This window comes from Proteus sp. CA142267 (assembly GCF_003336825.1).
GTDB lineage: Bacteria > Pseudomonadota > Gammaproteobacteria > Enterobacterales > Enterobacteriaceae > Proteus > Proteus terrae.
Genome location: NZ_QPMG01000006.1, coordinates 207,406 through 230,681, shown reverse-complemented (window position 1 = coordinate 230,681; position 23,276 = coordinate 207,406). Strand labels below are relative to the sequence as shown.

Here is a 23,276-nt window from a genome sequence, read left to right as displayed (position 1 = left end):
TGATAGGCTGGGTGTGTAAGCGTAGCGATACGTTGAGCTAACCAGTACTAATGAACCGTGAGGCTTAACCTGACAACACCGAAGGTGTTTTGTCTGAGAGACGAACAGTAGATGAAGTAAGCTTGTTTAAGATTGAATATTGCTGGTTATTGCGTAGAGATACACAATAACGGGTAATAAAACCGAATTTGCTTGGCGGCCATAGCGCAGCGGACCCACCTGAATCCATGCCGAACTCAGAAGTGAAACGTTGTAGCGCCGATGGTAGTGTGGGGTCTCCCCATGTGAGAGTAGGGAACTGCCAGGCATTAATTAAAGCGTTAGTGTTAAATAACATTAATCGCGCAAAGAATACGCGGAGCGGTAGTTCAGTTGGTTAGAATACCTGCCTGTCACGCAGGGGGTCGCGGGTTCGAGTCCCGTCCGTTCCGCCAACTATTTAGGGGCGTAGTTCAATTGGTAGAGCACCGGTCTCCAAAACCGGGTGTTGGGAGTTCGAGCCTCTCCGCCCCTGCCAGTTACCAATTAAGTAATAACAAAATTTATACTTCTTTGTAGCCCAGTTAATTAACTGGGCTTTTTGTTATTTATATATTCTCAATATTTACTGCTCTAAACACTCATCAACTAACCTACCAATACACTCCTTTTACCAATGTTTATCGGTAATATTTTCTGTTATATATTATGAATTCTAGAGATAAAGCTTAAATCCAAAAGTTATTCGTTAATATCATGGATAACTATATAGAGTAGATTTAAGCTTTATTGATTATTTATCGGCTGTTTTAATAGTTGTTGTATCAATACTTGCTGATCACTAGTATTTAGCCAAACCGCAAATAAAGGTTTTTGAATAATTTCTGTTGAGGCAGGAGCAAGATCTGAATAAAGATCGAGCCAATGTGTAGGTAGAAATGCAACTGCTTGAGTTGTTTTCATTAATTGATAAGCAATCATGGCGGAGTTAGTGGTCAAAATAGGATCAATTTTTTGCACCGCTCCATTAGGAAGAAAAGGCTGAAAATCAGCGCTCCATTCAATTTTGATAAATTGTGCTATTTCTTCTGTTTTATTTGATGCTATTTTCATCAACTGGAAAGTAATATCACCAATAATTTTACTTTCTAATTCATCCATCTTTGGTGATTCAGTCGTAAAAAGAAGGTCGAGTTCTCTTGCATGAAGTTGTTTTACAAGAGATTGCCTTGTAGAGACTCTAGATTCGATTCTGAGCTCTTTTCTTTCTAGATAAGATTCCTGTAACCAAGATGTTAGATATGCTTCCCAGAGTGATGCTGTGGCGCCAATTGATAGCTCTGAATGTTGTGAAGCATGGCTAATCTCTTTTTTAGCGAGAAGCCATGTATTCATTAACGATTCAGCATAAGGGATCAGCCTTTCACCCGCGACAGTTAGGCGAATATTATTGCGATGGCGTGTAAAGAGATTTGTGCCTAATTGTGTTTCCAATTGTCGTATTCTAAAACTAACCGCAGACTGCGTTAAATAAAGAGATTCAGCGGCTCGTCCAAAGTGTCTAGTCTTACTGACTTCCAAAAAGGTTTTCAGTAATTCGGTATCCACATCTATCTCCAAAAAAATTTGTCGTTACGATTTAAATATTTTGTTTTACAGAACCGCATGACTATCTAATACTCCGCGCCATAAGTATGACGATAGAGAATTAGGAGTGTGTCAGATGGCAGAAAGTTTTATCACGACTAATCGTTTTTTTGACAATAAACATTATCCGCGTGGTTTTTCTCGTCATGGCGATTTCACTATCAAGGAATCCCAGATATTGGAACGTCATGGTCAAGCCTTTAATGAGCTTGATTTAGGCAAACGAGAGCCTACAACTGAAACGGAAAAATTATTTGTTGCCATGTGTCGTGGCGAACGAGAAGCAGCAACGGTCGAAGAAAAAATTTGGAAGAAATATACTAGTCGTATAAGTCGTCCAAAACGTTTTCATACATTATCGGGTGGAAAGCCGCAGCTCGATCCATCTGATGACTATACCGACTCTGATGATTAATATCATTAGTTTTAGTTAAAAGGGGCGTATTTTCGCCCCTTTTTATTTATCCATCTAGTTGCTTTTGTAAATAGATCATTAATCTATCCATTGCACGAAAGCTTAATGCTTCAATTAAATGATTTCTTTGTATTTTTTCTTCATTTTCAAGGTCTGCGATAGTTCTCGATACTCTTAAAATCTTATGCCAAGCTCGTATTGATAATCCTAATTTATTTAGTGTGTCCTCAAGAAAAGTTGCATCATTAGTACTCAACGAGCAATAACATTCAATCTCTTTTCCGGTTAAATAAGTATTCACTTTCCCACATCGCGCAAATTGCTTTTCTCTTGCCTTTAGAACACGTTCTCTAATTGTAGTACTACTTTCCGCGGTAAGTGTAGGATGAATAAGCGCGCCTTGAGGAAGCAGTGGCATTTCGACAGATAAATCAAACCTATCTAAAAACGGCCCAGAAACCTTGTTTAAATAACGTAGGATCTGTTTTATTGGTACTCGATTGTGAGTACCTTGATAGTGCCCTGTTGGGCTTGGATTTAATGCACCGACTAATAATACGTTGGCTGGGTAGCTTATTTTGGCTTTTGCTCGTGAAATAGTAATTTCTCTAGCATCTAGAGGTTCTCGTAATGCATCGAGTACACGGCGTTCGAATTCAGGCAGTTCATCTAAAAATAAAATACCATGATGTGCTAATGTAATTTCTCCTGGTTTAGGCAGAGAACCTCCTCCTGTTAAAGCAACCGCAGAGGAAGTATGATGTGGGGCTCTAAATGGTCTTGTTGGCCACTTTTTTTCATCAAATGTCACTCCTCTTAAACTACTAATGATTAATACATCAAGTGCTTCTTTAGCAGTTAAAGGTGGAAGAAGCGTACTTATCCTTTGTGCTAACATTGTTTTGCCTGTTCCTGGTGGGCCAAGAAATAAAATATTGTGATTTCCTGCTGCTGTGATTTCTGCTGCCCTTTTTGCATTATTTTGGCCAATTATATCGCTCATATCTTTATTATCTTGATTTTCAATTTCATCATTAATAATAAAGTTTTCTGTTTCAATTAATGGCGTATTATTTTCTAGGTGGTGGCAAATCTCTAAAAGATGAGAGGCTAATAAAGCCGATTTATTGGGTAATAATGAAACTTCAGTTTGATGTTCTGTTGATACAATGCATATTCGACGATCTTTTGAAGCACTAAGAATTGATGGAATAACTGCATTAACTCGTTGTAATTTACCAGAAAGCGCAAGCTCTCCAATAAACTCATAACATTCTAATTTATTTGATGTTAATTGTTCAGATGCAATGAGTATTGCCAGTGCAATAGGTAAATCATAACGTGCACCTTCTTTGGGTAAATCGGCAGGTGATAGATTAATTGTTATTCTTTTTGCAGGATATGTATACCCGCTATTAATTAGTGCACTTCTTACTCTGTCTTTTGCTTCTTTTACGACAGTTTCAGGTAATCCAACTAATGTTAATCCGGGTAATCCCTGACTAATATGAGCCTCAATAGTAATAAGCGGAGCTGATATTCCTAAAGAGGCACGTGTATATATTATTGCTAATGCCATTTTTTTATTCTCCATTATTTTTTTCTTTTTAAATTATTTTTTCTTTTGTGTTAAATGGAGAATTAAATAAATGAGAAGTATCTCTAAAACAACATAACATATTGAAATATAGAGATTAATTTAATAAATAAATAATTTAATAAATTAATATAAATATAATAAAAAATATGTTCTCTTTTGGGATTTAAATAATGACGTGTAATAGTAGAAAAAACAAAATAAAGGGTTCTTTCTTAGCACCAATAACTGAGAAATAAACATTTCATAGATAAATATTCTGATGGAGATTTGAGTTATAAAAATATATATAAAATTCATTGCGTTACGATTATTTTTAAAATAAACGTTGTCAATTCTAAAATATCATGATAACTCTAAAAGGACAGAGTGAAAGAAAACACAACATAACAAACATACATACATTTTAAATAAGAAAAGAAGTTATAAAACTATGAATACTATCGTCCTAGTGATTAGCCTAATTATTGTCAGCGTGGTGGTGATTATTAACCCACCGTGCGGGGCTGCACTAGGACGAAGAAAGGCTAACTAAACTAGCCGGATCTCTTAAAAACCCCCGCACCGAAAGGCGCGGGGTTTTTTTTTGAGCCTCAGTTTTAAAAAGAGATTAAATAGAAAACAAATTCAAATTAAACAAGAAGTTAAGATGGCAGGGTGAAATAATGAATGGAGCACAATGGTTAGTACAGGCATTACGAAAACATCAAGTCGAAACAGTCTTTGGTTACCCTGGCGGTGCGATTATGCCTGTTTACGATGCCCTTTATGATGGCGGTGTTGAACATGTTTTGTGTCGCCATGAACAAGGTGCCGCGATTGCTGCTATTGGTTTTGCTCGCTCTACAGGTACAACGGGTGTTTGTATCGCGACATCAGGCCCAGGCGCTACTAATGTTATCACTGGACTTGCTGATGCATTGTTAGATTCTGTGCCTGTTGTTGCTATCACAGGGCAAGTTGCTTCCAATTTAATTGGTACAGATGCATTTCAAGAAATTGACGTTTTAGGACTTTCGTTAGCGTGTACAAAACATAGTTTTTTAGTTTCGACCGTTGATGAATTACCAAGAGTGTTATTAGAGGCATTTTCTATCGCATCTCAAGGTCGCCCTGGGCCTGTTTTAATTGATATTCCTAAAGATGTTCAATTGGCTGATGCTTCCCATTTATCAAGTTATGAATTGCCAGAAGAGCAAGAGTTTCCTTACCCAACACAAGAGCTGGCTCAAGCTAAGCTGATGTTAGCGAAGGCACAAAAACCTATTTTGTATGTAGGTGGTGGTGTTGCCATGAGTAATGCTGTGGAAACGTTAAGAGAATTTGTGACGCAAACAGAAATGCCCGTTGTTTCCACTTTAAAAGGATTAGGCTGTGCTGATGCATTAGATGCCAATTATTTAGGTATGCTAGGTATGCATGGTACTAAAGCGGCAAATTATGCTGTTCAGCGTAGTGATCTATTAATTGCGGTTGGTGCTCGTTTTGATGATCGCGTAACGGGTCGATTAAATACTTTTGCACCTAATGCCAAGGTTATCCATATCGATATCGACCATGCAGAATTAAATAAATTGAAACAGGCGCATGTTGCGTTATTGGGTGATGCAAAAGTGTTGTTACCGGCTTTGTCTCAGCCATTATCCATCGCAATTTGGCAACAAGAGGTTCAAGAATTAAAAGCAGAACATGCGTGGCGTTATGACCATCCCGGCTCTGCAATTTATGCACCGTTATTATTAAAACAATTATCAGATGCGAAACCTGAAAATACGATTGTGACAACAGATGTCGGCCAACATCAAATGTGGTCAGCACAACATATGACATTTGATGCACCTGAAAATTTTATTACCTCGAGTGGTTTGGGCACGATGGGATTTGGTATCCCTGCAGCAGTGGGCGCTCAAATTGCTAGACCTGATGCGTGTGTTATCTGTGTATCAGGCGACGGTTCTTTTATGATGAATGTGCAGGAATTGGGGACAATTAAACGTAAGCAATTACCTATCAAATTGGTGTTATTAGATAACCAACGTCTTGGTATGGTTCGCCAATGGCAAGAGCTGTTTTTTGAACAACGTTATAGCGAAACCATTTTAACAGACAATCCAGACTTTGTTGCCTTAGCTAAAGCTTTTGATATTCCTGGGCAACGCATCACAGAAAAAGCACAAGTTGCTGATGCAATAAAATGTTTATTAGAGAGCGATGGCCCTTACTTATTACAGGTATCTATCGATGACGCAGAGAATGTCTGGCCTTTAGTTCCGCCGGGCGCAAGTAATGATGAGATGATGGAGAAATCAAAATGAACCAACACAATATCACAATTGAAGCCCGTTTTTGTCCAGAGATCTTAGAACGTATCCTGAGAGTTATTCGTCATCGTGGTTTTCATATATGCTCAATGAATATGAATATCACAGAAAGTAACAATATTAATTTAAGCCTGACGGTGAGTAGTCAGCGGCCATTAGAACTTCTGTGCAGCCAGTTAACAAAATTAGCTGATGTTGCAGGTATTCAAGTATCACACCAACAGAAAGAAAAATTACGATTCATGAATGCACTAAGTGCCATGTAAGGATAAAAGAATGACAAAGCAAGCTGATTATATTTGGTTTAACGGTGAAATGGTTCCATGGGCTGAGGCAAAGGTTCATGTGATGTCTCACGCATTGCATTATGGTACTTCCGTATTTGAAGGTGTGCGTTGTTACAATTCTCATAAAGGGCCTGTGGTATTTCGCCATCGTGAGCATATGCAACGTTTACATGACTCAGCCAAAATTTATCGTATGCCTGTTGAGCAAAGTGTTGATGAGTTAATGGAAGCATGTCGTGAAACCTTACGTAAAAACAAATTAGTCAGCGCTTATATTCGTCCATTAGTTTTTATTGGAGATGTCGGTATGGGGGTTAACCCACCTGCGGGCTATAAAACAGATGTGATTATTGCTGCATTCCCATGGGGGGCATATCTCGGTGAAGAAGCTTTAGATAAAGGTATTGATGCAATGGTTTCTTCTTGGCACCGTGCTGCACCAAATACTATTCCAACCGCAGCTAAAGCTGGTGGTAACTATTTATCTTCATTATTAGTGGGAAGTGAAGCTCGCCGTCACGGTTATCAAGAAGGGATTGCATTAGATGTTCATGGCTATTTATCTGAAGGTGCCGGTGAAAACCTATTTGAAGTAAAAGATGGCGTTATTTTTACACCTCCATTTACTTCATCAGCACTGCCGGGGATCACGCGTGATGCCATCATCAAATTAGCAAAAGATCTAGGTTATGAAGTGTGTGAACAAGTGCTTTCTCGTGAATCACTTTATCTTGCAGACGAAGTTTTTATGTCAGGTACAGCCGCAGAGATTACACCAGTACGTAGTGTTGATGGTATTCAAGTAGGTATAGGGCGTTGTGGCCCTGTGACCAAAGCAATTCAAAAAGCATTCTTTGGTCTGTTTACGGGTGAAACAGAAGACAAATATGGCTGGCTAGATCCAATCAATTCATAAACATAATCAAATAAATTTGTTTAGCGGGTAGATCGTTCCCTACTCGCTTTCTTTATCGCAGGAGTGTAAAAAATGCCTAAATACCGTTCAGCGACAACGACACACGGTCGTAATATGGCTGGAGCCCGTGCCTTATGGCGTGCAACGGGAATGACTGATGCTGATTTTGGTAAACCCATTATCGCAGTTGTGAACTCATTTACGCAATTTGTACCGGGTCATGTGCATCTGCGGGATTTAGGAAAACTCGTTGCTGAGCAAATTGAAGCTGCTGGTGGTGTTGCTAAAGAATTTAATACTATTGCGGTTGATGATGGTATCGCAATGGGGCACGGTGGCATGCTTTACTCTTTGCCATCCCGTGAACTTATCGCAGACTCTGTTGAATATATGGTTAATGCGCACTGTGCTGATGCGATGGTGTGTATATCAAACTGCGACAAGATCACCCCAGGAATGTTAATGGCGTCCTTACGTTTAAATATTCCGGTTATTTTTGTTTCTGGTGGCCCTATGGAAGCGGGTAAAACGAAGCTTTCAGACCAACTGATCAAATTAGATCTGGTTGATGCCATGATCCAAGGGGCAAATCCAAATGTCAGTGATGCAGATAGTGAGCAAATCGAACGATCAGCCTGTCCAACATGCGGATCATGTTCAGGCATGTTTACCGCAAACTCAATGAACTGTTTAACAGAAGCGCTGGGATTATCTCAACCGGGAAATGGCTCATTACTTGCAACACACGCAGATCGTGAAACGCTGTTTATCAATGCAGGTAAGCGCATTGTTGAATTAACCAAGCGCTATTATGAAAAAGATGATGAGTCCGCATTACCGCGCAATATCGCTAAAAAAGAAGCCTTTGAAAATGCGATGATTTTAGATATTGCAATGGGGGGCTCGACAAATACGGTTCTGCATTTATTGGCTGCCGCGCAAGAAGGTGAGGTTGACTTCACGATGGAAGATATTGACAGACTCTCTCGCCAAGTACCTCATTTATGTAAAGTGGCACCAAGTACACAAAAATATCATATGGAAGATGTTCACCGCGCAGGCGGGGTCATGGGTATTTTAGGTGAATTAGACAGAGCCGGATTACTTAACCGTAATGTAGATAATATCTTAGGGTTAACTTTGCCAGAAACATTAGCGCAATATGACGTGATGTTAACGCAAGATGAGAAAGTAAAATCGATGTTCCAAGCGGGCCCTGCTGGTATTCGTACCACGAAGGCATTCTCTCAAAATTGTCGTTGGCCAACCTTAGATACCGATCGTGAAAACGGGTGTATCCGCAGTAAAGAGCATGCTTATAGCCAAGATGGTGGATTAGCGGTTTTATCCGGTAACTTAGCAGTCGATGGCTGTATTGTTAAAACAGCAGGCGTTGATGAAGATAACTTAATTTTTAGTGGTCCTGCAAAAGTATATGAAAGCCAAGATGATGCTGTTGAGGCTATCTTAGGTGGAAAAGTAGTAGCTGGCGATGTGGTAATTATTCGCTACGAAGGCCCTAAAGGTGGGCCAGGTATGCAAGAGATGCTGTATCCAACCTCTTATTTAAAATCAATGGGATTAGGTAAAGCTTGCGCACTTATCACTGACGGGCGTTTTTCTGGTGGAACATCAGGTTTATCTATCGGACATGTTTCCCCTGAAGCAGCAAATGGTGGTGTAATTGGTTTAGTGGAAGAGGGCGATATCGTTTCTATCAATATTCCAACTCGTGAAATCTCATTAAAGGTAGATGATAAAATATTATCTGCTCGCCGTGATGCACAAAATGCTCGTGGTGATAAAGCGTGGACACCACAAAATAGACAGCGCCAAGTTTCGTTTGCCTTACGCGCTTATGCTTCTTTAGCCACTAGTGCCGATAAAGGCGCGGTGCGTGATAAATCTAAATTAGGGGGCTAAAAATGGCTGCCTTTAGACCTTTAAATTCAGCGCCAAGTAGCGCTGAATATTTAAAAGCGGCGCTGAGTGCACCGGTTTATGAAGTTGCAATAGTCACCCCGCTCCAAGAAATGATAAAAATCTCTGAGCGTTTAGAAAATACAATTTTAGTTAAGCGTGAAGACCGACAGCCTGTTCATAGCTTTAAATTACGTGGTGCTTATACCATGATTGCAGGGCTGACTCCTGAACAAAAAGCGAAAGGTGTAGTGACGGCTTCTGCGGGTAACCACGCTCAAGGTGTTGCGCTGTCAGCGAATCGAATGGGTGTAAAAGCATTAATCGTGATGCCAGTAGCAACGGCGGATATTAAAGTTGATGCTGTTCGCCAATTTGGTGGAGAGGCATTGCTTTATGGAGCCAACTTTGATGAAGCAAAAGCGAAAGCTATCGCGCTGTCTGAAGAGATGGGATACACCTTTGTTCCACCTTTTGATCATCCTTCTGTCATTGCAGGACAGGCAACACTGGCAATGGAACTCTTGCAACAAGATGTTCATCTTGACCGTATTTTCGTACCGGTTGGTGGTGGTGGTTTAATTGCTGGGGTGGCGGTATTAATTAAACAGCTTATGCCAGAAATTAAAGTTATTGGTGTTGAAGCAGAAGATGCTGCATGTTTAAAAGCCGCATTTGAGGCGGGACACCCTGTCGAATTAGCTCGAGTAGGCTTATTTGCAGAAGGTGTTGCCGTTAAGCGTATTGGTGATGAAACTTTTCGTCTATGCCAAAAATATGTTGATGATGTAATAACTGTTGATAGTGATGAAATTTGTGCCGCAGTAAAAGATTTATTTGAAGATGTGCGTGCAATTGCAGAGCCTTCAGGCGCATTGGCATTGGCTGGGCTTAAAAAATACGTCGAAGAGCACCAGATCAAAGGTGAGCGTCTAGCGCATGTGCTTTCTGGTGCAAATGTGAATTTTCATGGACTACGTTATGTCTCTGAACGCTGTGAATTAGGTGAAAAACGCGAAGCATTACTTGCTGTGACAATCCCTGAACAAAAGGGCAGTTTTTTACGTTTCTGTCAGATCTTAGGTCAACGCGTTGTTACTGAATTTAATTATCGTTATAGCGATGCTGATCCTGAAAATGCACGTATTTTTGTTGGTGTACGTTTAATCCAAGGACTTGCAGAGCGTAAGGAAATTTTGCGTGAACTTACGACTGCTGGTTATCAAGTGGCTGATTTGTCTGATGATGAAATGGCAAAACTTCATGTGCGTTATATGGTCGGGGGCCGTCCTAATAAATCGCTTAAAGAGCGTTTATTTAGCTTTGAGTTTCCTGAATCACCGGGCGCTTTAATGAAGTTTTTAAAAACATTAGGGACTTATTGGAATATCACGTTATTCCACTATCGTAGTCATGGTACTGATTATGGACGTGTGCTGGTGGCATTTGAACTGCCCGAAACAGAAGGGCGTTTCGAGCGACATTTAGATGCATTAGGTTATGAATATCATGATGAGACAGGTAATCCCTCTTTTCAGCTATTTCTGTCACCACAAACGACAAGTTTAGTCGTGGAGTAATCGCCAAAAAGCACTGATCACAGGCTCTTGAAGGCGTTTGTGTAATCCGCAAACGCCTAACTCGAAAGGTTCTACCATTGAAATATTATCCAATGAAGAGATGCGGTTACGAACGGGCTCAGGGCAGTTATCAACGACAACTTGTGGGATAAGTGCAATACCACAACCTAACGCAACCATTGAGACAATTGCTTCATGCCCTGAAACAGTCGCATAAATTAAAGGATTATGGATACGGTGGCGTTTAAACCATAACGCAATTCGTTGTCGCGATGGGCCATGCTCAGGAATGATAAATGGAATATTGAGCCAATCGGGTTTCTCTTGTGTTGCAAGATGGCGAACATTGCAAGGCAATGCCGGTGCAATCAATACTAATGGAATTTCACCTATTTTCTCAAAGCAGATATTTTCAGGAAGCTTTTCAGGTTTTCCTGCAATACCTAAATCAGCTTCATCAGATTGCACTTTATCGACCGCATCAGCCGCATCTCCTGTGGTGAGCTTTATTTCAACTAATGGATTTTCTGCACGAAAACGGTCAAGAATGGGTGGCAAATGGCTGTAAGCCGCTGTTACAGAACAAAACAGGCGTAGCTCACCAGAAAGGCTGGGGCTATTTTGATTTAGCGTGTGCTTAAGTTGTTTATATTGCAATAAGGTTTGTTGAGCATAGCGTTTTAGCTGTTCGCCCGCATCGGTGAGAGTCACTTGTCGGTTATCACGTAAAAACAGAGGATGGCCTAAGCTTTCTTCAAGACGTTGAATTTGACGAGAGAGAGTAGAAGGGCTGACGTGCATTGCTTGTGCTGTCTTGGTGAAGTGACAACTTTCAGCTAAATGCAGGAAGAGTTTGAGATCACGAATATCCATTGCCAGCCACCTTAGGTGATAAAAAAGAACGTTGCATTTTTTGCAACACTGTCTTGTAAATATATCAATTTAAGCAATGGCTTTCATCCCATATAGTAAAGTCATGCAACACCTCACTGAGAGTGAGGATAATAATAGCAAACACATACACAACGATTTTGGAGTCTTCTATGACAAATTATTTTAATACATTGAATCTGCGTCAGCAGCTATCGCAATTAGGTAAATGTCGCTTTATGTCACGTGAAGAATTTGCTGATGAAGCAAATTACCTGAAAGGCAAAAAAGTCGTTATTGTTGGTTGTGGCGCTCAAGGTCTTAACCAAGGTTTAAATATGCGTGATTCAGGTTTGAATATCGCGTATGCCTTACGCCAAGAAGCGATTGATGAAAAACGTGCATCATGGCGTCGTGCAACCGAAAACGGTTTTGAGGTTGGAACCTATGAAGCATTGATCCCTCAAGCTGATTTAGTTGTTAACTTAACACCAGACAAACAGCACTCTGCTGTTGTTCAAGCTGTTCAACCGTTGATGAAATCAGGTGCAGCATTAGGTTACTCTCATGGTTTTAATATCGTTGAAGTTGGTGAAAAAATTCGTGATGACATCACTGTTGTTATGGTTGCACCAAAATGCCCAGGTACTGAAGTTCGTGAAGAATATAAGCGTGGTTTTGGTGTTCCAACACTGATTGCAGTTCACCCTGAAAATGATGCAAAAGGCGAAGGTATGGCCATTGCGAAAGCATGGGCTGCTGCAACAGGTGGTCATCGTGCGGGTGTTTTAGAATCCTCTTTCGTTGCTGAAGTAAAATCAGACTTAATGGGTGAGCAAACTATTCTGTGCGGTATGTTACAAGCAGGCTCGCTGTTATGTTACGACAAGATGGTTGCTGATGGCGTTGAGCCGGGATATGCAGGTAAGTTGCTGCAATTTGGTTGGGAAACGATTACAGAAGCACTAAAGCAAGGTGGTATCACCTTGATGATGGACAGATTATCTAATCCTGCAAAAATGCGTGCTTTCGCATTATCAGAGCAACTGAAAGAGATCATGGCTCCACTGTTTGCGAAACATATGGACGATATCATTTCAGGTAAATTCTCTGAAACTATGATGGCTGATTGGGCAAATGATGATAAAAACTTGCTGACATGGCGTGAAGAAACCGGAGCAAGTGCATTTGAAAATTATCCTGAATATGAGGGTAAAATCAGTGAGCAAGAGTATTTTGATCACGGTGTATTAATGGTTGCAATGGTTAAAGCTGGTGTTGAATTAGCCTTTGATACCATGATTGAAGCAGGGATCTTTGCAGAGTCAGCTTATTATGAATCACTGCATGAGCTGCCATTAATTGCAAATACCATTGCTCGTAAGCGTTTATATGAAATGAACGTGGTTATCTCTGACACTGCAGAATATGGTAACTATCTGTTCTCATTCGCGGTTGTTCCTATGTTGAAAGAGTTTATGACAACATTGCAATCTGGCGATTTAGCGAAGAAAGTTCAAGATAATGGAACAGATAACGCACAATTACGTGATATCAATGAAGCAATTCGTCAGCATCCAATTGAAGCCGTAGGTAAAACGTTGCGTGGGTATATGACGGATATGAAGAAGATTGCTGTTGCCAACTAATTTTTCAATTTTTCGTCACTCTTTACGCGATAAGTGCGTTGACTACACTCGGTTACCCAAGTCACATACTAATGTATGCTCCTTGGGATAACCTCTTTTGCCGCCTTCTTCTCACGTAAATAGCTTAGAAAAATAAGCGAAAAGTGAAAAGTGAAGGTTAAATTTTTTTGAAAACCGTATTTCTTAATGGAGTACGGTTTTTTGTTTTTATAGTGTGAAAAGAATTGAAAGAGGGAATACTCAAGTCTTTGATCGCTTTCTGCTACAATTATCCCCCGTTATGTTCTTGGTTAATGAAGTTTGGAAAAAGTATGCGATTAAATCCTGGTCAACAAAAAGCAGTAGAATATGTGTCTGGCCCTTGTTTGGTCTTGGCTGGTGCAGGATCGGGTAAAACACGGGTTATTACCAATAAGATTGCACACCTCATTCGTCAATGCCAATATCCAGCAAAGCAAATTGCAGCAGTTACATTTACCAATAAAGCTGCACGTGAAATGAAAGAGCGTGTTGCTCAAACCTTAGGTCGCCAAGAAGCGAAAGGATTAATGATCTCAACGTTCCATACATTGGGATTAGAAATTATTAAACGCGAATATAAAGCGTTAGGTATTAAAGCTAAATTTTCATTGTTTGATGATCAAGACCAATCTGCATTACTTAAAGAATTAACGGCTGATTTATTAGAAGAAGATAAAGATTTACTTTCTCAGTTAAAGAGCCAAATTTCTAACTGGAAAAATGACATGCTCACGCCAGATCAAGTAATAGGAATGGCGAGATCGCAACAAGATCATACATTTGCCGAATGTTTTCGACGTTATGAACAACATCTGCGTAGTTGTAATGTGCTCGACTTTGATGACCTAATTAGCCGACCAACTCTGTTATTACGCACAAATGAAGAAGTCAGAGAGCGTTGGCAAAGACGTATCCGTTATTTGCTGGTGGATGAATATCAAGATACAAATACAAGCCAATATGAATTGGTCAAATGGCTGGTCGGTGAAAGAGCTCGCTTTACGGTTGTAGGCGATGATGACCAATCAATCTATTCATGGCGTGGTGCTCGACCTCAAAATTTAGTGTTATTACAAAAAGATTTTCCACAACTTAATGTGATTAAGCTTGAGCAAAATTATCGTTCTTCTGGGCGTATTCTAAAATCAGCGAATATCTTGATTGAAAATAATCCCCATGTTTTTGAAAAACGGTTATTTTCAGAATTAGGTTATGGCGATGAATTACGAGTTTTAACTGCTAATAATGAAGAACATGAAGCAGAACGTGTGGCTGGTGAATTAATTGCTCATCACTTTATTAATAAAACCAATTATAAGGATTACGCGATCCTTTATCGTGGTAATCATCAGTCCCGTATTTTTGAAAAATACTTGATGCAAAATCGTATTCCTTATCGTATTTCAGGTGAAACTTCTTTTTTCTCGAGGGAAGAGATAAAAGATATTCTTGCCTATTTGCGAGTGATTACCAATCCTGATGATGATGCGGCATTTCTACGTATTGTGAATAAGCCTCGTCGTGAAATCGGCCCTATGACGATCCAAAAGTTAGGTGAGTGGGCAAAAGTTCGAGATAAGAGCTTATACAATGCCTGTTTTGATTTGGGATTAGGTCAAACCTTAACAGGTCGAGGCTTAAATTCATTACAAACATTCTCTCAATGGATGTCACGTATAGTGCAAAAATCAGAACGAGAGCCACTGTTAGCTGTACGTGATTTATTGCATGAAATGGATTATGAAAGTTGGTTATATGAAACCTCAAGTAGCGCAAAAGCGGCTGAAATGAGAATGAAAAATATTAATCAGCTGTTTTTATGGATGAGCGAAATGCTAGAAGGTGATGAATTACATGAACCTATGACACTTTCTCAAGTTGTTAACCGTTTTACCTTGCGCGATATGATGGAGCGAGGAGAAACAGAAGAAGAGTTAGACCAAGTTCAGTTAATGACATTACATGCCTCTAAAGGTCTTGAGTTTCCCCATGTATTTTTAGTAGGAATGGAAGAGGGCATATTGCCACACCAAAGTAGTATTGATGAAGATAATGTAGAAGAAGAAAGGCGCCTTGCTTATGTGGGTATTACTCGAGCACAAAAAACACTCACTTTTACGTTATGTAAAGAAAGGCGTCAATATGGCGAATTAATTAAACCCGACCCAAGCCGTTTTCTTTATGAGTTACCTCAAGATGATTTGAATTGGGATACTAATAAAAAGAAGGTGTTAAGTGCTGAAGAAAAACAAGAGAAAGGGCAAAAAGGTGTTGCGGGATTAAGGGCTATGCTGGCAAGACATAAACCTGAATAGTATAAGGTTTGGTAGATAAAATGAACCCCTTGGCATATTGATGTTCAAGGGGTTTTTATTTTTGTATAAGTAAAAAAATTAACTTATACGAGAGCTATTTTGTTCTTCAATCATTAAAGACCAATGGACATAGCTCTGAAGTTGGATCTCTTCTTGGAGATTTTCAGCTCGTAATGGGTGCTCATTAATCCATTGATATGGCAGTGTAATAATGAGTTTCTCATCTTCAGTACGTAATCGTAATGCTGGGAGAGTATCATCACGGCGACGGCTAGCAAAAATGATGGCTAATCGCAGTAAACGCACCAGTCGATTGGCTTGAGTTATCGGTAGTGCGTTTTGATGGTTAAGGGGTGCAAGATCGATGATCCCTGTTTGGTTTTTTAGCAAAGAAGCTAATAATCGTCGTTGTGCAGGTGTGTATCCCGGTAAATCAAGATGAGAGATCAGATAGCTTGCATGTGAAGGTGCTTGGCGAAAATCAACACTTAGGCCAATTTCATGTAATGCACTGGCGCTGTTAAGTAACTCGCGGCAACGATTATCTAATTGCCAACTCTTACTGACTTGGATAAAAAAGTGTTCTGCAAGTTGTTGAACTCGGTGTGCTTGCTCAATATCAATCTGAAACCGACGTTGGACATTACGAAGAGTACGTTGACGGATATCTTGCTCAATAGGAAGATGCAACATTCCATAGACTAAGCCTTCTCGTAATGCACCACCTGCTAAGATCATATTGTCGATATGCAGTGTTTCAAATATGGCGATTAAGATAGCAAGTCCACTTGGAAACACTAAGGCTCGTTCAAAAGTAAGCCCTTCAATTTCCAGTTCTTCTAGTTTCCCACACTCAATGGCTTTGTGTTTGAGTCGCTCAAGCTTAGGTAAGGTGATTAATTCATCCATACCCTGGGCAATCATGATCTCTTGCAACGCTTGTACAGTACCGGAGGCACCTACACACACTTGCCAGCCTTGCCCAATTAATTTATCCGCCACTGGGGCGAGTATCGCTTTGGCTGCGTCTTGTGCTTTAGCAAAATTTTCTTGAGTTAAAGAGCGGTCAGTAAAATAGCGCTCTAACCAAGTTACACAGCCCATACTTAAGCTCATTAATTGTGTCGTTTTAGCACCAGTACCTGTAACCAGTTCTGTGCTACCACCACCAATATCGACAACTAAACGTTGCTCTGCACCACCAGTGGTATGTGCAACGCCACGATAGATAAGGCGTGCTTCTTCCTCACCACTAATAACATGAACAGTATTGCCCAATATTTCAGACGCTTTTGCGACAAAAATATCTGCATTTTTAGCAATACGTAATGTGGCTGTTGCTACGACTCTGATTTGTTCAGCCGGAATATCACGTAGATATTCAGAAAAAAGTCGTAAACATTGCCAACCGCGTTCCATTGCCTGCTCTGACAATTCATTTTCACTGTTTAGGCCAGCAGCGAGTCGAACTTTACGTTTCACGCGGGAAAGAACTTGTATAGAGCCCGCGATTTCTCGAACGACTAACATATGAAAACTGTTAGAACCTAAATCAATAGCAGCATAAAGTGATGAGGATTTCAGCATAATTTATGGATGACTCGGGCGTTTATTTCGGTTGTTACGTTGAGTATTATTTCCTCTGTTATTTCGCGCCGGCGCATTGTTGCGACGAGGCTGACTTTGGCGAGGACGGTGACGGCGTTTAGGCTCAGGAAGATCAGCTAATAACGCATCACTATTATATTTACTCACGGGGATAGCATGTTGAATATAGGTCTCAATAGCAGGTAAATTCAGCGCATACTCTTCACATGCAAGGCTGATTGAGTTACCACTATTTCCAGCGCGTCCTGTTCTACCAATACGGTGAACATAGTCTTCACAGTCATCAGGTAAATCATAGTTAAAAACATGTGTTACTGATGGAATATGGAGACCTCTAGCGGCAACGTCAGTGGCAACCAGAATATCAATATTACCTTGGGTAAAATCTTCTAAAATGCGTAGACGTTTTTTCTGAGGAACATCACCGGTTAATAAGCCAACACGGTGCCCATCTGCGGCAAGGTGCGCCCAAATGTCGTCACAACGATGTTTTGTATTGGCAAAAATGATACAGCGATCTGGCCATTCTTCTTCAATCAATGTTTGAAGAAGACGCATTTTTTCTTCATTTGAAGGATAAAAGAGTTCTTCTTTTATGCTAAAACCTGTTTTTTGTTCAGGTTCAACTTCAACATATTCTGGATTATTCATCTGCTCAAAAGCCAGTTCTCTTACACGGTAAGAAAGCGTTGCAGAGAACAGCATATTCATACGCTCAGTCGCAACTGGCATACGACGGAAAATCCAACGAATATCTTTAATAAAGCCGAGATCGTACATTCTGTCAGCTTCATCAAGTACCACAACTTGGATTGCGCTTAGGTTAATATGACCTTGCTTAACGTAATCAATTAAACGACCTGTTGTGCCAATAACAATATCAACACCATTATTTAATACTTTGAGTTGTTCGTCATAGCCATCGCCACCGTAGGCGAGACCCATTTTAATCCCTGTATTTTGCGCAAGCTCTTTAGCATCAGAATAGATCTGCACGGCTAATTCGCGTGTTGGCGCCATAATAAGTGCACGAGGTTGATTGGTTTCATGCCCTTCTTTAGCAGGGTGCGTTAAAAGATAATGAAACGTTGAAGTTAAAAACGCCAACGTTTTGCCTGTTCCTGTTTGGGCTTGCCCGGCAATGTCTTGACCTTTCACAGTGATAGGTAACGTCAATGCCTGAATTTGTGTACAATTAGAGAACCCTTTTTTCTCAAGGGCTTCTATCACTTTTGGATGCAAGGCGAAGTCGGAAAACTTCTTTTCTGTCAAATATGTTTTGCTCATAATGTAATAGAATATCAGTTATGGGTTGCATTACAAAAGTTTATCCGCTGAAATGCAGACAGACTTTTGTTATTTAATGTTACACTGGTACGGTCAATATTATTCTTTGGAGTAGAACAATGAGCGATAAAATCCTTCACTTATCTGACAGCAAATTCGATGCTGATGTATTAAATGCAACCGGCCCTGTGCTCGTTGATTTCTGGGCTGAATGGTGTGGCCCATGTAAAATGATTGCTCCTATTCTAGATGAAGTTGCAACAGAATACGCTGGTAAATTAACAGTTGCGAAGCTAAACATCGATCAAAACCCGCTGACAGCACCAAAATACGGTATTCGTGGCATTCCTACACTGATTTTATTCAAAAACGGTGCAGTTGCTGCGACTAAAGTAGGCGCATTGTCAAAAACTCAACTGAAAGAGTTTTTAGACGAAAATATCTAATTTGATTTAGATATCAAAAATAAAGTAGGACGTTTAGACCTTGTCAGTATTTCTGTTATTGACCGCTAGACGTCCGCTTCGAAGCATGATAAGTTAGCGCCACTTACTTACATAATATATCGGATCTACTTGTCAATATGATTAGACACGATTAAATAAGTCTGAGATATTGAATATCAAGCGTACAAAGTAATAGAATTGAATAACATGATATGATATTTAATCTAAGTAATCTGAATTCATCTAACCAGTCAAGTTGCCTTAGAATAATCTATAGTATTCAAGGAATATAAATTTTTCCAAAGTATGTTCCTAACCCATAAGTTGAAAGTACGCTCATGCATCGCGAAAATGAATGTCACTTCTCTGGGATAAAGCAGACTGGTCTAATAGTATTAACACTCTCTAACATTATCATTTTAGTTATACCCTTATGTTAGAAAGTTATAATCTGTAATTTTACACATGACGAAACTGACAGCGATTCGCTGTTATACTATTCACGTTCATAGTTCGAGAGTTACCCCGAGTTATTAAGAACCCACCATTATGAATCTTACCGAATTAAAAAATACGCCGGTATCAGAACTGATAGCACTTGGCGAAAATATGGGGCTAGAGAATCTGGCTCGAATGAGAAAGCAAGACATTATTTTCTCTATCTTGAAGCAACACGCGAAAAGTGGAGAAGATATTTTCGGTGACGGTGTGCTGGAAATATTGCAGGATGGCTTCGGCTTCCTACGTTCCGCAGACAGTTCCTACCTTGCTGGTCCCGATGATATCTACGTTTCTCCAAGTCAAATTCGCCGTTTTAACCTTCGCACTGGTGACACCATCGCAGGGAAAATTCGTCCTCCTAAAGAAGGTGAACGTTATTTTGCCCTCCTAAAAGTTAATGAAGTTAACTTTGATAAACCAGAAAATGCCCGCAGTAAAATCCTCTTTGAAAACTTGACACCTTTACATGCTAATAATCGTTTACGCATGGAACGTGGTAATGGCTCAACGGAAGACTTAACCGCGCGTGTTCTTGACTTAGCGGCGCCAATTGGCCGTGGTCAACGTGGTCTTATTGTTGCTCCACCAAAAGCAGGTAAAACCATGTTGCTGCAAAACATTGCAGCAAATATTGCTCATAACTACCCTGATTGCGTATTAATGGTACTTCTGATTGATGAACGTCCAGAAGAAGTGACAGAAATGCAACGCTTAGTAAAAGGTGAAGTTATTGCTTCAACCTTTGATGAACCCGCTTCTCGTCACGTACAAGTTGCAGAAATGGTGATTGAAAAAGCGAAGCGCCTAGTTGAGCATAAAAAAGACGTTATCATCCTGTTAGACTCCATCACACGTTTAGCGCGTGCTTATAACACGGTTGTTCCTTCATCAGGTAAAGTGTTAACAGGTGGTGTGGATGCAAACGCATTACATCGTCCTAAACGTTTCTTCGGTGCGGCTCGTAATGTTGAAGAAGGTGGTAGCTTGACTATCATTGCAACAGCATTAGTCGATACGGGTTCTAAGATGGACGAAGTTATCTACGAAGAATTTAAGGGTACAGGTAATATGGAATTACACCTGTCTCGTAAAATTGCTGAAAAACGTGTTTTCCCTGCGATTGATTACAATCGTTCTGGTACACGTAAAGAAGAGTTACTGACGTCTCAAGATGAGCTACAAAAAATGTGGATCTTGCGTAAAATTATTCATCCAATGGGTGAGATTGACGCAATGGAATTCCTCATTAATAAGTTAGCAATGACTAAGACAAATGAAGAATTCTTCGACTTTATGAAACGTTCATAAAGTGTATTAACAAAGTGATTGAGCTGAGAATAGGATTAAAATATTAAAATAGTGTGCTCTGTTACAGAATAAGTAATATCACCTCAATTTATATGCTGTTAAGCTCGTTTACTTTGTAAGAATGACGATATGATGAAAACGCCACAATAGTTTGTGGCGTTTTTTGTTTTTTATGGGTGTAATTCAATTTTAGATTGCAATATTTTATCTGGATGTTGGTACATATATTGCATGTTTTGGTAATTGATAAAAATAGCGATGGCATCAATAAAAATAGTTAAGGAAAACTTATAATTGATGAAGGGTGGTGGGTTTTGAATAAACTCGTCGTGGTGAGGCTGGAAAAAAGAATAAAAACACATGGAAGCGTAAAATAACCAGCTATATTTATTATAGAGAACCGTACTGTGGATATACTAAAAATGAGCACAAGCGTTTTTTATGTGTTCTTATTTTCTTTCGCATTTTTATTCTTGGCTCGTAAAATTGCAAAGAAAATTGGACTCGTGGATAAACCGAATTATCGTAAGAAACATCATGGATTGATCCCTCTAGTCGGAGGAATATCAGTCTATTTTGGTATTGTTTTCGCATTTTATATTTCAGATATTTATATTCCTCATAAGGAATTGTATCTGGCATGTGCGGGACTTCTTGTTTTTATCGGCGCATTAGATGATCGCTTCGATATTAGTGTCAAAATTAGAGCAACAATCCAAGCTTTTGTTGGGATCGTGATGATGGTGGGTGCAGGATTAAAACTCGACACTCTGGGTCATGCTTTTGGTCCTTGGGAAATGCATTTAGGGCCTTTTGGCTATATTGTTACACTTTTCGCTGTTTGGGCAGCAATCAATGCCTTTAATATGGTTGATGGTATTGATGGGTTATTAGGTGGCCTTTCTTGTGTCTCTTTTGGCGCGCTTGGTATTTTATTATATCAAGGCGGTAATTCAGCTCTCGCATTCTGGTGCTTCTCATTTATCGCGGCAATTTTACCTTATATCCTTCTAAACTTAGGGGTCTGTGGTAAAAAATTCAAAGTCTTTATGGGAGATGCGGGAAGTACATTGATTGGATTTACCATTATTTGGTTATTGGTCGCGTCAACACAAACTCAGCCTCGTCCTGTTAAGGCAGTAACTGCATTATGGATAATTGCTATTCCACTTATGGATATGGTGGCAATTATGTACCGTCGTTTACGCAAAGGGATGAGTCCTTTCTCTCCAGACCGTCAACATATTCACCATTTGATCATGCGTGCAGGTTTTACCTCTCGCCAAGCCTTTATTTTAATTACAGTGGCTGCTGCGCTATTAGCCGCGATTGGTATTATCGGTCAAAACCTATCATTTGTCCCTGAATGGTTTATGTTGGCATTATTCTTGCTTGCATTTGTTATGTATGGTTATTGCATTAAACGCGCGTGGCGAGTCGCTCGTTTTATTAAACGACATAAGCGTCGCTTACGTAGAGCAACACAACAGCATTAATATAAGCAGAGGTTTTTTAACGTGATGAACTCGGAAAATAACGCCTCCCGACAGGGTGAACAGCCAGATAATGAACTCGATATTCGAGGCCTTTTTTGTGCACTTTGGTCAGGCAAAAGCTGGATTATAGGGTTCGCTCTGCTTTTTGCAGTGATTGCACTCGGTGCATCTTATTTGATGCAACCTAAATGGAGCGCAATCGCAATGACAGAGAAACCAACGATTAATAACTTAGGTAGTTATTATTCGCAATCTCAGTTCTTGCGTAATCTTGATACACAGATTAATCCAGCAGCACAAACCCCAGCTTTAACTATTTCAGATGAAGCTTATCAAGAGTTTATTACTCAAATCGCGGCATTTGATACACGTCGTGATTTTTGGTTGCAAACGGATTATTTCAAACAGCGCAAAGAGAGTGATGAACAGGCTAATGCTGCGTTATTGGATGAGTTAATTAACAATATTCAATTTACGCCTGCTGATGAGAAAAAATTAGTTAATGATCAACTGAAACTCATTGCGGAAACATCAAAAGAAGCGAGTCAATTATTAAATGAGTATATTGCTTTTGCTAATAAGAGAGCATCTACTCATCTTAATGATGAAGTGATAACCGCTTGGGCAACTAGAACTCAATCAATGAAAGCGCTAGTTAAACGCCAAGAAATGGCGGCTCAATCTGCGTATCAACGCCAAGTTAACTTATTAGAGCAATCAATCAAAGTGGCTGAGAAACAAGGTATTTCTCAAAAACAAACATCGATTGCGATTGATGAGTTACCAGATTCTAAACTGTTTCTGTTAGGTGTTCCTCTGTTGCAATCACAGCTAGAAACTTTAGTGGCAACAGGTGCTGATTTTGATAGTGATTATGATCAAAATACGGCAATGTTAGCGACCCTTGCTGTGGGTGCAAAATTACAAGATAACTTCCAAACTTACCGCTTTCTACGTACCCCTGAAGATCCTGTGAAACGTGATAGTCCTCGTCGTGCCTTTATGATGGTACTTTGGGGTGCTATTGGTGTTTTAGCGGGTGCAGGTGTTGCATTAGTAAGACGCAGTTCATTAAAAAAATAATAATTAAATTTTGTCATTGATGACAATAAC

Annotated in this window: 18 protein-coding genes, 2 tRNA genes and 1 rRNA gene; 16 read left to right on the top strand and 5 right to left on the bottom strand. The window is 39.8% G+C overall.

Annotation, left to right across the window (positions count from 1 at the left end; translation table 11 throughout):
• The first annotated feature begins 191 nt into the window (after positions 1-191).
• From rrf to C0T34_RS12185, 3 genes are all read left to right on the top strand, one after another.
• A 5S ribosomal RNA gene (gene rrf / locus C0T34_RS12195) occupies positions 192-307 on the top strand.
• A gap of 50 nt (positions 308-357) precedes the next feature.
• Positions 358-434, top strand: a tRNA-Asp gene (locus tag C0T34_RS12190).
• Positions 435-441: 7 nt separating this feature from the next.
• Positions 442-517: transfer RNA gene (locus tag C0T34_RS12185), tRNA-Trp, on the top strand.
• A gap of 248 nt (positions 518-765) precedes the next feature.
• Here C0T34_RS12185 and hdfR read toward each other — a convergent pair.
• Complete coding sequence (gene hdfR / locus C0T34_RS12180) at positions 766-1,587, bottom strand: HTH-type transcriptional regulator HdfR (protein ID WP_098941414.1); 822 nt, start codon at positions 1,585-1,587, stop codon at positions 766-768.
• A 115-nt stretch (positions 1,588-1,702) separates the two neighbouring features.
• Here hdfR and C0T34_RS12175 point away from each other — a divergent pair, with 115 nt between their 5' ends.
• Positions 1,703-2,041 (top strand): DUF413 domain-containing protein, encoded by a 339-nt coding sequence (locus tag C0T34_RS12175; RefSeq protein ID WP_072070866.1) that lies wholly within the window; start codon positions 1,703-1,705, stop codon positions 2,039-2,041.
• A 46-nt stretch (positions 2,042-2,087) separates the two neighbouring features.
• On the opposite strand, the gene C0T34_RS12170 is transcribed toward C0T34_RS12175, so the two are convergent.
• A complete protein-coding gene (locus tag C0T34_RS12170; protein WP_109850222.1) occupies positions 2,088-3,620 on the bottom strand; it encodes a YifB family Mg chelatase-like AAA ATPase in 1,533 nt (510 codons plus the stop codon).
• 451 nt (positions 3,621-4,071) lie between these two features.
• Between C0T34_RS12170 and ilvL the strand changes: the two genes are divergently transcribed.
• The 6 genes from ilvL (at position 4,072) to ilvA (ending at position 10,662) form a co-directional block, all read left to right on the top strand.
• On the top strand, positions 4,072-4,173 hold the full coding sequence (ilvL, locus tag C0T34_RS12165) for an ilv operon leader peptide (RefSeq protein ID WP_071788577.1): 102 nt from the start codon (positions 4,072-4,074) through the stop codon (positions 4,171-4,173).
• 130 nt (positions 4,174-4,303) lie between these two features.
• Positions 4,304-5,953: an acetolactate synthase 2 catalytic subunit gene (gene ilvG / locus C0T34_RS12160; protein ID WP_098941413.1), complete on the top strand. Its 1,650-nt coding sequence runs from the start codon at positions 4,304-4,306 to the stop codon at positions 5,951-5,953.
• Entirely contained in the window at positions 5,950-6,225 is a 276-nt protein-coding gene (ilvM, locus tag C0T34_RS12155; RefSeq protein ID WP_023583660.1) for an acetolactate synthase 2 small subunit, read from the top strand. The genes ilvG and ilvM overlap by 4 nt, the downstream gene beginning before the upstream one ends.
• 10 nt (positions 6,226-6,235) lie before the next feature.
• A complete protein-coding gene (locus C0T34_RS12150) occupies positions 6,236-7,162 on the top strand; it encodes a branched-chain amino acid transaminase (RefSeq protein ID WP_109850220.1) in 927 nt (308 codons plus the stop codon).
• Between the two features lie 72 nt (positions 7,163-7,234).
• Positions 7,235-9,085, top strand: coding sequence for a dihydroxy-acid dehydratase (gene ilvD / locus C0T34_RS12145; RefSeq protein ID WP_098941411.1), 1,851 nt, complete (start codon positions 7,235-7,237; stop codon positions 9,083-9,085).
• A gap of 2 nt (positions 9,086-9,087) precedes the next feature.
• On the top strand, positions 9,088-10,662 hold the full coding sequence (gene ilvA / locus C0T34_RS12140) for a threonine ammonia-lyase, biosynthetic (RefSeq protein ID WP_109850219.1): 1,575 nt from the start codon (positions 9,088-9,090) through the stop codon (positions 10,660-10,662).
• Here the strand turns inward: ilvA and ilvY are convergent.
• Entirely contained in the window at positions 10,648-11,535 is an 888-nt protein-coding gene (ilvY, locus tag C0T34_RS12135; protein ID WP_075674047.1) for an HTH-type transcriptional activator IlvY, read from the bottom strand. The genes ilvA and ilvY overlap by 15 nt on opposite strands.
• Positions 11,536-11,705: 170 nt before the next feature.
• Between ilvY and ilvC the strand changes: the two genes are divergently transcribed.
• Together ilvC and rep are read left to right on the top strand one after the other, a co-directional pair.
• Positions 11,706-13,181, top strand: coding sequence for a ketol-acid reductoisomerase (ilvC, locus tag C0T34_RS12130; protein WP_098941409.1), 1,476 nt, complete (start codon positions 11,706-11,708; stop codon positions 13,179-13,181).
• A gap of 311 nt (positions 13,182-13,492) precedes the next feature.
• Entirely contained in the window at positions 13,493-15,517 is a 2,025-nt protein-coding gene (rep, locus tag C0T34_RS12125) for a DNA helicase Rep (RefSeq protein ID WP_109850218.1), read from the top strand.
• 78 nt (positions 15,518-15,595) lie between these two features.
• Here rep and gppA read toward each other — a convergent pair whose 3' ends face one another.
• Complete coding sequence (gene gppA, locus C0T34_RS12120; RefSeq protein WP_098941407.1) at positions 15,596-17,104, bottom strand: guanosine-5'-triphosphate,3'-diphosphate diphosphatase; 1,509 nt, start codon at positions 17,102-17,104, stop codon at positions 15,596-15,598.
• A 3-nt stretch (positions 17,105-17,107) separates the two neighbouring features.
• Positions 17,108-18,412, bottom strand: coding sequence for an ATP-dependent RNA helicase RhlB (gene rhlB / locus C0T34_RS12115; RefSeq protein WP_098941406.1), 1,305 nt, complete (start codon positions 18,410-18,412; stop codon positions 17,108-17,110).
• Between the two features lie 119 nt (positions 18,413-18,531).
• Between rhlB and trxA the strand changes: the two genes are divergently transcribed.
• The 4 genes from trxA to wzzE all read left to right on the top strand — a co-directional run bounded on the left by trxA (position 18,532) and on the right by wzzE (position 23,246).
• Positions 18,532-18,858, top strand: coding sequence for a thioredoxin TrxA (gene trxA / locus C0T34_RS12110; RefSeq protein WP_006535838.1), 327 nt, complete (start codon positions 18,532-18,534; stop codon positions 18,856-18,858).
• A 549-nt stretch (positions 18,859-19,407) separates the two neighbouring features.
• The gene (gene rho, locus C0T34_RS12105; RefSeq protein ID WP_023583649.1) at positions 19,408-20,667 is read left to right on the top strand and encodes a transcription termination factor Rho; all 1,260 of its coding nucleotides are present in this window, start codon (positions 19,408-19,410) and stop codon (positions 20,665-20,667) included.
• A gap of 407 nt (positions 20,668-21,074) precedes the next feature.
• Positions 21,075-22,163, top strand: a complete 1,089-nt coding sequence (gene wecA / locus C0T34_RS12100; RefSeq protein ID WP_036939595.1) for a UDP-N-acetylglucosamine--undecaprenyl-phosphate N-acetylglucosaminephosphotransferase — start codon at positions 21,075-21,077, stop codon at positions 22,161-22,163.
• Positions 22,164-22,187: 24 nt separating this feature from the next.
• Positions 22,188-23,246, top strand: a complete 1,059-nt coding sequence (gene wzzE, locus C0T34_RS12095) for an ECA polysaccharide chain length modulation protein (protein WP_098941405.1) — start codon at positions 22,188-22,190, stop codon at positions 23,244-23,246.
• The last annotated feature ends 30 nt before the right edge of the window (positions 23,247-23,276 follow it).